Origin of the sequence: Agrobacterium sp. NPDC089420 (assembly GCF_044900305.1) — a bacterium.
In the GTDB taxonomy this organism is placed as follows: Bacteria; Pseudomonadota; Alphaproteobacteria; order Rhizobiales; family Rhizobiaceae; genus Agrobacterium.
The window spans coordinates 163,623-174,486 of sequence record NZ_JBJDMY010000015.1 but is presented as its reverse complement, the minus strand read 5'-3'; the positions used below and the strand labels follow the sequence as shown (position 1 = coordinate 174,486).

Here is a 10,864-nt window from a genome sequence, read left to right as displayed (position 1 = left end):
CAATAGGCCTGGCGCGGCTGCACGCGGGCACGGCGGTCATCGGAAAAAACCGGTTTGGCGTCCTGGCCGAGACGTTCGTAAAAACCGCCATCCGGGCGGGCCGAACCCGCCTCCCACCACAAAGGCAGGGCGTCCTCATCAAGCCATCGCCGTAGGGTCCCGATCTCCTCGGCAAGCGTTTGCCCGATGCTCGGAAATTGCACTGTCATGCCTCAACTCTCTGTTTTTACAGCTGAATTAAAAAATAGACCAATAAAAATACGTAATTATGGGGGCAAATAGACCATGGGACATATTGCGCTGCAACCGTAAAAATTATCGATCCTACGGTGAACGAACCCGTGGCGCCGCGATTGGTTCCGGCACGATGCTGTGCCTGCGCCGAGGCGCGGATGATTCGATAGCCATAAAGTATCAGAAATTACAACGGAAATTTGAGATTGCTTATTCGTAATCCTCACGTATTTCGTAACAATGGTCTGGTCATTCGTGATTCGGTCTCCTTTTAACCTGGGCGGCGTTGGGGAAATAAAGGGGCGCAGGGCAGTGAAATTTTCTGCCTATACTTCATTGCTGTTTTCCATTGCGGTTCTTTCGGGCTGCAATACTCCCGCGGGTGTTCGCTCCTTCGGGGGCGCGCAGATGTTATCGCCGTCCGAGGCGCTGATTTTCCCGCCCCCCGGCGGCCCGGAGATCGTCACCGTGGTCAATCGCACCTATTCCAATGCCGTTACGCAGCAGGTGATATTGCGGTCCGAGGCTGCCACACCCGGACAGAACTACATCAAGGCGGAGTTTTTCGGCCCGCAGCAGGCCGGTGATACGGATCGTGACGCCCTGGCGTTCTCCGGCTTCAGGGCGTCCTCCGTCGCGCGGGAAATCCATGCGGAATTTCCGGGTGAAGCCATCGCCATGTCGGCGAATTACCTGCAAAACAGCTATGGCGCCTTTTCTTATGCCGCCGGCAGCGGCCGGGGCGGCGATACATGCCTGTATGGCTGGCAGGATATACGCTCGCCGGAAAGCATGCGGCAGGATTTCCGCAATCTCGGGCGCATCAAGGTGCGGCTGCGTCTCTGCCAGTCCGGTGCGAGCGTCGAGCGGCTTCTGGCGGTCATGTATAATTACACCATCACCGGCACCTATGCGTCCCAGAGCTGGAACCCATACGGCACGCCGCAGGCGGTGGATAAAAATCTCGGGCGGCCGGGACAGCCGGTTTATCCCATCAGGGCGGACGACGTGCCGATGCGGCCCGGCGGCGAAGTGACGGCCAGCGTGCCGGTCCGTCCTGCCCGCCGCGTTGCCGCCGTTGCGCCCGCGCAGCCGGAACCTCAGCCGCTGCCGCCCGTTGCATCCGTCACTATTCCGTCGCCCGCATTGGCTGGCGCGCCCGCCCAGTCCGCAAGACCGGCGGCGGCCGGCCGGCGCGCCGAGAGCGGACCGGCGCAGAGCGGGCTCCCATCGTCGCAGGTTCCGCAGGTGTCCATTCCTTCGCCAGCCTGTCTCACCGGTGCGGGGGCGGCTCCGGGATGCAGATGATCAGGGAAACTAGAGCGGCAGTTCCGGGCCGAAACGCCGGACGGGGAAGAGAACGGAAAGTTTCTGGATGAACAAGGCCATCACAGTCATTGTCTGGTTGCTTGTGTCGCTTTGCGTTCTGGCCATCATCACGATGCCGGTCAGCCTGCAGACGCATCTGGTGGCGACCGCGATCTCGCTCATTCTTCTTGCGACGATCAAAGGGTTCAACGGGCAGGGGGCCTGGCGTCTGGTGGCGCTGGGTTTCGGCACGGCCATCGTTCTGCGTTACGTCTACTGGCGCACCACCAGCACCCTGCCGCCTGTCAACCAGCTTGAAAATTTCATTCCGGGCTTTCTGCTTTATCTCGCGGAAATGTACAGCGTGCTGATGCTCGGCCTCAGCCTTGTCATCGTGTCGATGCCGCTGCCGTCGCGCAAGACAAGGCCCGGATCGCCGGATTACCGGCCGACCGTCGATGTCTTCGTGCCGAGCTATAACGAAGATGCGGAGCTTCTGGCCAATACGCTTGCGGCGGCCAAGAACATGGATTATCCCGCCGACCGGTTCACGGTCTGGCTTCTGGATGACGGTGGTTCGGTGCAGAAGCGCAATGCCAGCAATATTGTCGAGGCGCAGGCCGCGCAGCGTCGCCACGAGGAACTGAAGCAGCTGTGCGAGGACCTTGAGGTCCGTTATCTGACGCGTGAGCGAAACGTCCACGCCAAGGCGGGAAATCTCAACAATGGTCTCGCCCATTCGACGGGTGAACTGGTGACGGTGTTCGACGCCGACCACGCGCCCTCCCGCGATTTCCTTCTGGAGACGGTGGGTTATTTCGAGGAGGATCCCCGCCTCTTCCTGGTGCAGACGCCGCATTTCTTCGTCAATCCCGATCCGATCGAGCGCAATCTGCGCACCTTCGAGACGATGCCGAGTGAAAACGAGATGTTTTATGGCATCATCCAGCGTGGTCTCGACAAGTGGAACGGCGCCTTCTTCTGCGGTTCTGCCGCCGTGCTGCGCCGCGAGGCGCTGCAGGATACGGAAGGCTTCAGCGGTGTCAGCATCACGGAAGATTGCGAGACGGCGCTGGCGCTGCATTCGCGCGGCTGGAACAGCATCTATGTCGACAAGCCGCTGATCGCCGGGCTGCAGCCGGCCACGTTCGCAAGCTTCATCGGCCAGCGCAGCCGCTGGGCGCAGGGCATGATGCAGATCCTGATCTTTCGCCAGCCCCTGTTCAAGCGTGGTCTCTCCTTCACGCAGCGTCTATGCTACATGTCATCGACGCTGTTCTGGCTTTTTCCGTTTCCGCGCACGATCTTCCTGTTCGCGCCGCTTTTTTACCTGTTCTTCGATCTTCAGATTTTCGTGGCCTCGGGCGGCGAGTTCCTGGCCTATACGGCCGCCTATATGCTCGTGAACCTGATGATGCAGAATTATCTCTATGGCAGCTTCCGCTGGCCGTGGATTTCGGAACTTTACGAATATGTGCAGACGGTGCACCTTCTGCCAGCCGTCGTGTCGGTGATCTTCAATCCGGGCAAGCCGACCTTCAAGGTGACGGCGAAGGACGAATCCATCGCCGAGGCGCGGCTTTCGGAAATCAGCCGTCCCTTCTTCGTCATCTTCGCGCTGCTGGTGGTGGCGATGGCCTTTGCCGCCTGGCGCATCTACAGCGAGCCCTACAAGGCCGACGTTACACTCGTCGTCGGCGGCTGGAACCTGCTCAACCTCATCTTTGCAGGCTGTGCGCTCGGTGTCGTCTCCGAGCGTGGCGACAAGTCGGCATCGCGGCGCATCACGGTCAAGCGGCGCTGCGAGGTGAAGCTCGAGGGCAGTGATACCTGGGTGCCCGCCTCCATCGACAACGTGTCGGTACACGGCCTGCTGATCAATCTTTTCGACAGCGCCACGACCGTTGAAAAGAACACGACGGCCATCGTGAAGGTGAAGCCACATAGCGAAGGCGTGCCGGAGACCATGCCCATCAACGTGGTCCGGACGGTGCGTGGCGAAGGTTTCATGTCGATCGGCTGCACCTTCTCGCCGCAACGCGCCGTCGACCACCGTCTGATCGCCGACCTGATCTTCGCCAATTCCGAACAATGGAGCGAATTCCAGCGCGTGCGCCGCAAGAACCCCGGCCTGATCCGCGGCACGGCGATCTTTCTGGCCATATCGCTGTTCCAGACGCAGCGCGGCCTTTTTTATCTGGCCCGCGCGTTGCGGCCCGCGGCCCGAAGCGCCAAACCTGCCGGAGCTGTAAAATGACCGGCTGTAACATCATCAGGGCTTCTTTGGCAGCATTGATATGGGGTGTCGCCGCCGCTGCGATGGCGCAATCCTCGCCTTTCGACATGTCGCCGGAAAGGCCCGCCCAGGCGCCGTCCGCGCCAGTGTCGCCGCCCGTCCTTCCTCCCGCCGCGTCCCGCCAGCCACCGCCGGCGGCGGCCCAGCCACCCGCTCAGCCGCCCTTTGCGATTCAGCCGGCACCGGTGCCGCAACCGCCGCAGCGCCCGGTCGTGCCGCCTGCGCCGCCCGTCACCGTTCCTGCGCGTCAGGAGGGGGCCGGACCCGCGCCCGCGCAATCGTCCTCTCCGGCTGCCGATAGCCGTCGCCGTTATATCCTGCCCTATGAGAAGCTCAGCCTTTCCGGTGAGATGGACCGGCGCCAATGGGGGATCTATCTGACGCCAGAGCAGGTGAATGCCGCCGTTGCGCTCAATATCGGCTATCAGAACGCCATCGTGGTTGCGCCCGAAAGCTCGAATTTTCAGGTCAGCCTGAACAACGTGCCGCTGGATGCGGCGCGGATCGAAGCGCCCGACAGCGAGGGAAATGTTTCCTTGAAAATCCCGCCCGGCGTTTTGCAGGTCGGGGCGAATGTCGTCACGCTTGGCGTGCTGCAGCGACACAGGACCGATTGCACGATCCAGTCCACCTACGATCTGTGGACCGACGTCAACCCGGCCAACACCTATATCAGCTTCAATGCCGATGTCGCCGGTGCCTTTGCCAATATAGACGACATCCAGGCGACCGGACCGGACGGCAAGGCCACGACCCTGATCGAGATTGTCGCGCCGGGGCTTGGCAATCCGGCATTTGCGGATTCACTGCTGCGCCTGTCGCAGGCGCTGGCGCTCAGAACCCAGATGCCCAATCAGACGATCCGATTCGTGACGGCCCCTTCCGCAGAACGCCGGGCGGGAACGCTGACGGTGCTTGTGGGCACCGCCCGGGAACTGGCCGGCATGGCGGGGTCGCTGCCGCCCGAGGCATCGGCCGGCGCCTTCGCCGGTTTTGCCACTGCCGCGCCGGGCGGCCTCTCGCCTCTTTTTGTCAGCGGCCCCACCCCGCAGGCGGTGCAGGCGGCGATAGAGACGCTGTTTTCGTCGATCTCGCGGGCGCCGGGCGCCCAGAGAACGACTTTTTCGACGCGCAGCTGGCATTCGCCGGACGTTCCGCTCATCCTGTCGGATCGCCGTATCGCGCTTTCCGAACTGGGGCTCGAAAGCAGCGAGTTCGGCGGACGTCGCTTCCGCAACGAATTTTATATCGGCATGCCCGCCGATTTTTATGCCTCGGCCTATGGCGAGGCCTCGCTGCTGCTCGATGCGGCCTATTCCTCGCAGGTCTTGCCGGGCAGCCATATCGATATCTACGTCAATGACCAGATCGCGTCGACGGTGCCGATCTCCAACAATGGCGGCGGCATTTTCCGGCATCTGCCCATCAACGTCACGATGCGGCACCTGAAACCGGGGCCGAACAAGATAACGATCGAAGCGGTGTTGATGACGGCGCAGGATCAGGCCTGCGCGCCCGGTGCGCCGGCCGGCACGACGCCGCGTTTTGCCCTGTTCGACACCACCGAAATCCATATTCCGGATTATGCCCGGATCGGCCGCAAACCGGATCTTGCGGCGATGGCCGGCGCCGGCCAGCCCTACAGGGCTGCGGAAAGCCCGGTGGCGCTCTCGCTCGACCGGTTCGATACCGACACCATGTCGGCGGCTGCAACGCTCATCAGCCGGCTGGCGAGTGTTGCCGGACACCCGATCAATGTCGAGACCGTTGCCTCACCGCTGGTGATCGGCGATCGCGACGCGCTCTTCGTCGGAACGATCTCGCAATTTCCGCAGGCGCTGATCAGTCAGTTCAATCTCGTTCCTTCCAGCCAGGTATCCTGGAAAGTCGGAACCGGCGTCCAGCCGCCGGCGCAGAACAGCGAAACCCTCTTTAACGACTGGCGGCAGCGGGTGGATGGCGGCGTCTGGGAGGGGCAGGTCTCGTCCTTCGAGGACTGGATGAAGCGCAATTTCGACCTGAGTTCGGAGACGCTTCGTTTCCTGCCGGCGGCCGAGCAGCCCTACGCGCCATCCGCCAATGTCTCCTTCATGCTGGCGCAGGGGCTCAGCCCCTCCGGTGACGGCGTCTGGACGCTTGCCGCCGCGCCGACATCGGCGGAGCTTCTCGACGGCATGTCGGCAATCACGCGCGAAAACCGTTGGGGTGATGTGACCGGACGGGTTGCCGCTTACGATACGGCTGCGGAAAAGGTCGAGACAGTCGAGGTGGAACGGCCCTATTTTTACGTCACGGGGCCGTTTTCCTTCTCGAACTGGAGACTGATTGCCGCCAACTGGCTATCCTCCAATGTGCTGTCGTATTCGCTGGCGTTCATAGGGTTCGTGTCGCTTCTGGGCTTCGCCACCTTCGTGATGCTGCGCCTGATGGGGCGGCACCGATGACGGGCGGTATTTCGAGACTTGCCGGCATTGTCTGCCTGTCGGTGATGGCTCTGCTTGTGAGCCTCTCCGCCGGCCGCGCTGCGTCGGTATCGCCGGAGGCATGGTCCGCCTATAAAAGCGCCTTTCTGGATCCCGGCGGACGCATCATCGATACCGGCAACGGCAATATCAGCCATAGCGAAGGGCAGGGCTATGGCATGTGGCTTGCCGTGCTTTCCGACAATATCGCCGATTTCGAGTTGATCTGGAGTTTTACGCGCACCGAGCTGCTGGTTCGCGACGATGGGCTCTCCGCGTGGAAATGGGATCCGCGCACCCGGCCGCATGTCACCGACATCAATAATGCCACCGATGGCGATATACTGATCGCCTATGCGCTGGCGCTGGCCGCCGGCCAGTGGAACCGGCAGGATTATGCCGAGGCATCCGCAGCCATCGCATCCGCCATCCTCAGGAAGACCGTGGTGCAGCGCGGCGGGCGAACGCTGCTTTTGCCGGCCGCCAGCGGTTTCGGCGAGGATGACCGCGAGGATGGTCCGGTGGTCAATCCTTCCTATCTGATTTTCGAGGCCTTCCCGGTGCTTAATCTGGTCACGCCATCACCGCTCTGGAAGTCGCTGGCCGATGACGGTTTGGCGCAGATCGGCGCATTCGCCTTCAGTGACAGGAAATTGCCGGCCGACTGGATATCCGTGAAGACCAGGCCGCAGCCGGCAGCGGGTTTTCCGCCGGAATTCGGCTACAATGCGGTGCGTATACCGCTTTATCTTGCGCGCGCAAAAATGGGATCGCCGGACCTGCTTGCGCGGCTGAAAGACGGCATGGCGCTGGAAAGCGGTGCGGCGGGCACCTTCGATCTGAAGAGCGGTGCGGTCAAGGATGTGCTGTCGGACCCCGGCTATCGCATCATTCCGGCGCTGGCAGCCTGTGTCGCCGGCCGCGCCACCGTTCCAGCCGAACTTAAAAGCTTCCAGCCAACACTTTATTATCCTTCCACATTGCATCTTCTGGCATTGTCGTTTCTGGCAAGGAATAACGGGGAATGCCGATGAACAAGCCTCTGTCGACCTCGGCTCTCATCCTGCTGCTGATTGCGCTCGCCGCCTTCCACTGGCGAGACAGCATTCTCGGGCGGGTGTCTGACGTGCATACATCGGCGGTGGGGGACAACCGCGCGGCGCAGCGGATTTCTCCGGCGGCGGCCAATCCGGCGCAGATCAACGCCTTTGTCAAAAACCGCGAGATGGCGCAGGTGACGCAGCCCGCGACGCCGCCGGTAACGGTGCCGGCGAACGACGCACGGCCGGCAATGCAGAGCGGCGGACAGGCCGCTCAGCCGCAAACGGTGACGGCGCAGGCACCGGCGTCCCGCGCGCCAGCGCCGGCATCGTCCGATATGCCCGACGTCGATCTCAGTGCACTGCGCTATTTCGCGGCAAGGGGCGATACCCAGCGCCTGCAGGCCGAGATAGCCCGGCTGCGCACATTATACCCCAATTGGACGCCGCCCGCCGATCCTCTCGCCATTCCCGAAAATGGCGATCCCAAACTCGATGCGATGTGGCAGCTTTATACCGATGGCCGCTATGCCGAGGTGAGAAAGGCGATCGCCGACCGGCAGCAGGCGGAGCCCGGCTGGCAGCCGCCCGATAATCTGACCGGCATGCTTTCACTTGCCGAAGCCCGCCAGCGGCTCGTCAATGCGTCCGATCTCAAGCAATATGAGACGGTGGTGGATACGGCCGCCGGCAATTCCGGCCTGCTGACCTGTGGCGAGGCCGACGTCCTGTGGCGGGTGGCCGACGCGTTTGCCAATACCGACCGGATGGGGCGCGCGCGCGACGTCTATCTGTACATTCTCGGCAATTGCACGGTGGCGAGCGACAGGCTCGCCACCGTGCAGAAGGCATCGGCGCTGCTGCCGGCGGATATGATGGACGAACTGCTGGCCAAGGAAAAACCCGGTGCCGACGGTCAGCTGGAATTCGAACCGGTGAAGAACGATCTTGCCCGGCAGTTCGTGGCGAAGGCGGGCGAAAAAGAAGGCGTTTCCGTTGCCTCCGCCTATCTGATGCGGCTTGAAAGGCTTGCCGAGACCGACAAGCTTGCAAGCGATGCGCTGTTGCTGGGCTGGTACAATATCCGTCAGAAGAAGATGACGGAGGCGGAAAAATGGTTCCGCAAGGCGCGGGAGGAAGAAGATAGCGCTTCAGCCTCGCAGGGGCTGGCGCTGGCGCTGATCGACCGCAACGAGCCGCGTGAGGCCGAAGACGTCATGTATAAGTGGCGGACGGCGTCGGATGATGCGCTGGCGACCTATCTTGCGGCGACGGCCAATCTCCTGGCTCTCGAGCCGCCCGTTGCGCTGCCGCCGGACGTGCTGCAGCGCATTGCCGCCGAGACGGTGGCGCGCAAGGATGCGGCGACCGCGCAGCAATTCGGCTGGTATTCGCTTGCGTTCCGGCAGAGCCAGCTGGCCCTGCAATGGTTCAGCACGGCGCTTGGCTGGAAGCCCGATGATGAGCCTTCGGCCTATGGCATGGCGCTGAGCTATCATGACCTGCGCAATCTGGCCGGCCTGCGGGGCGTCCAGCAGCAATGGGCCAGCCGCTCGCAGCGCATCGCCGACGTGGGAACAGCGCGGATGGTGGATCAGTCCGGGCAGACGGTCTCTCCCGTAACCGTACCTCCTGCGGCCGCTCAGGCGACGGCGCTTGCGCCGCAGGGCGAAACGGCGGTGGTGTACAATCAGCCTGTTGTCCAGCAGCCCGCGCCGGAACCTTCGCGCAAGCAGGCCCGCCGCCCGGCGCAGGCGCAAAGGGAAACCACCGCCGCGTCGCGTCCGCGCTCCTGTGCGGCCTATCCCGATCCGCAGCGCCTGCCGCCGCAGCAGGCGCTCGATCTTGGCTGGTGCCTGATGGAGACCAACCGGCCGGCGGAGGCGCTGAAGGCCTTCGAATCCGCCATTGCCGGCGGCCAGTCGACCGTCAAAAGCGATGCGGCCTATGGCCAGAGCCTTGCCTATCTGCGCATGGGGCTGACGGACCATGCCGCCGTTTCGGCGACGAAATCGCGCATGGATCGTCCGCGCGCGACCGAATTGCAGGTCTCGATCCTGGCCGACAGGGCGGTTTCCGCCTTCCAGTCGAAACGTTATGCGGAAACGCTTCTCCTGCTCGACCAGCGGGCGCGGCTGGCCGATGAGCGCACCGACCTGATGGTGCTGCGTGGTTATTCCTACCTGGCAATGCGCCGTTACGGCGAGGCCGCCCAGATTTTCGAAAGCCTGACAGCCATCGGAAATCAGGATGGTATCAAGGGACTGGCGGCCGTGCGTGCGGCGCGGCCCAGCAACGGTCCGCAGGGCGGTTGATGGCGGCTGGCGAAAGGCCGCCCGCCGCTATTGCGCGTCCGTCAGGTTGCGGATGATGCGCATGAAGATGCGCGCGCCGATGCCGATCAGCGCGTCCGGAAAGTCGTAATCGGGGTTGTGCAGGTTGGGATAGTCCCTGCCGGCGCCGAGAAAGAACATGGCCGATGCCGAGACGGTGCGAAAACGGCCGAAATCCTCGGAGGCCCGCATGGGCAAAGCCTCTGAATCGTGGGAAATTTTCTCCTCGTCGAGCGCGCGCCGGATATGGCCGACCGCCTCCGGCGCATTTTCGCAATGCAGGAAAATATCGTCATAGGCGATGTCGAGCGTCAGTTGCCAAGCGTCCGCCACGGTTTTCGCCAGCGCTTCCGCAGCCGCGCAGAGCTTCTCCATCCGGTCGTCGGTCAGTGTCCGAAGCGTCGCCCAGATTTCCGCATCGGCCGGAGAAATGCCGAAGGCGGCCTCACCCATCACGGCATGGGTGATCGTCACCATCGAAAAATCGGGGTCGGGCGGGAAGCCGGAGCCGAGATCCGTCAGGGCCGGCATCAGCTGGGCTATCGCCCGCATCGGAGAAACGCCGTGTTCCGGTGAGGACGCATGCGCCGTCTTGCCGGAAAGGCGGATTTTGACGCCCCGCGACGCACAATTGACCGGCCCTTCCACGACGCTGACATGGCCGAAGGGCAGGCCCGGCAGGTTGTGAAGCGAAAAGGAATAGTCGGGTTTTATCTCCGCAAAATGCGGATCGGCAAGCACGGCGGCGGCGCCTGCGCCGGTTTCCTCCGCTGGCTGGAATAAGAGGATGACGCGGCCGGTCTCCGGCCGCTGCCGGGAAAGGCCCAGCGCCAGCGCCGTCAGAATGGTGGAATGGCCGTCATGGCCGCAGAGGTGGCCCTTGCCATCGGTGCGGGAGCGATGTTCGGAGACGCTCTTTTCATGGATCGGCAGCGCATCGAGCTCAGATCGGATCAGGATCGAGGGACCGCTTTTGCCGCTGTCATAGACTGCGGCGACGCCGTGGCCGCCGAGATCGGCGAGCAGCCGGTCGGGTCTTGCCGGCCCGAGGAAGGCGCGGATGCGCCGTGCCGTTTCTTTCTCCTCACCGGAGATTTCCGGATGGCGATGCAGGTCATGGCGAAGCTCGATGAGGTCGAGCATGTCCTTGTTGGTCAGAAACATCAGAAGTCCTTGCAAGTCGGCCGGCCG

The 10,864-nt window shown here is 62.9% G+C and carries 6 protein-coding genes and 1 pseudogene; 5 read left to right on the top strand and 2 right to left on the bottom strand.

Annotation, left to right across the window (positions count from 1 at the left end; genetic code table 11):
* Positions 1-209 (bottom strand): annotated as a pseudogene (locus tag ACI2KA_RS21195) (mannose-6-phosphate isomerase); the annotation flags it as partial.
* Between the two features lie 433 nt (positions 210-642).
* On the opposite strand from ACI2KA_RS21195, the gene bcsN reads away from it, so the two are divergent.
* The 5 genes from bcsN (at position 643) to ACI2KA_RS21170 (ending at position 9,655) form a co-directional block, all read left to right on the top strand.
* Positions 643-1,542, top strand: coding sequence for a cellulose biosynthesis protein BcsN (bcsN, locus tag ACI2KA_RS21190; protein WP_404504428.1), 900 nt, complete (start codon positions 643-645; stop codon positions 1,540-1,542).
* 67 nt (positions 1,543-1,609) lie between these two features.
* Positions 1,610-3,799 carry a UDP-forming cellulose synthase catalytic subunit gene (bcsA, locus tag ACI2KA_RS21185; RefSeq protein ID WP_404504427.1) on the top strand — a complete coding sequence of 730 codons (2,190 nt, stop codon included), beginning with the start codon at positions 1,610-1,612 and terminating at the stop codon, positions 3,797-3,799.
* Positions 3,796-6,282, top strand: a complete 2,487-nt coding sequence (locus ACI2KA_RS21180) for a cellulose biosynthesis cyclic di-GMP-binding regulatory protein BcsB (protein WP_404504426.1) — start codon at positions 3,796-3,798, stop codon at positions 6,280-6,282. Before bcsA ends, ACI2KA_RS21180 begins: the two co-directional genes overlap by 4 nt.
* Positions 6,279-7,334: a glycosyl hydrolase family 8 gene (locus ACI2KA_RS21175; RefSeq protein WP_404504425.1), complete on the top strand. Its 1,056-nt coding sequence runs from the start codon at positions 6,279-6,281 to the stop codon at positions 7,332-7,334. Before ACI2KA_RS21180 ends, ACI2KA_RS21175 begins: the two co-directional genes overlap by 4 nt.
* Positions 7,325-9,655 carry a cellulose synthase gene (locus tag ACI2KA_RS21170; protein ID WP_404504424.1) on the top strand — a complete coding sequence of 777 codons (2,331 nt, stop codon included), beginning with the start codon at positions 7,325-7,327 and terminating at the stop codon, positions 9,653-9,655. The genes ACI2KA_RS21175 and ACI2KA_RS21170 overlap by 10 nt, the downstream gene beginning before the upstream one ends.
* 27 nt (positions 9,656-9,682) lie before the next feature.
* Here the strand turns inward: ACI2KA_RS21170 and ACI2KA_RS21165 are convergent, their stop codons facing one another.
* Positions 9,683-10,837, bottom strand: coding sequence for an amidohydrolase (locus ACI2KA_RS21165; protein WP_404504423.1), 1,155 nt, complete (start codon positions 10,835-10,837; stop codon positions 9,683-9,685).
* Positions 10,838-10,864: the final 27 nt, after the last annotated feature.

Bases quoted from the DNA above. Each gene is read 5' to 3' on its own strand.
- bcsA (WP_404504427.1), top strand. From the start codon at position 1,610: ATGAACAAGGCCATCACAGTCATTGTCTGGTTGCTTGTGTCGCTTTGC.
- ACI2KA_RS21170 (WP_404504424.1), top strand. From the start codon at position 7,325: ATGCCGATGAACAAGCCTCTGTCGACCTCGGCTCTCATCCTGCTGCTG.
- ACI2KA_RS21180 (WP_404504426.1), top strand. From the start codon at position 3,796: ATGACCGGCTGTAACATCATCAGGGCTTCTTTGGCAGCATTGATATGG.
- bcsN (WP_404504428.1), top strand. From the start codon at position 643: ATGTTATCGCCGTCCGAGGCGCTGATTTTCCCGCCCCCCGGCGGCCCG.
- ACI2KA_RS21165 (WP_404504423.1), bottom strand. From the start codon at position 10,837: ATGTTTCTGACCAACAAGGACATGCTCGACCTCATCGAGCTTCGCCAT.
- ACI2KA_RS21175 (WP_404504425.1), top strand. From the start codon at position 6,279: ATGACGGGCGGTATTTCGAGACTTGCCGGCATTGTCTGCCTGTCGGTG.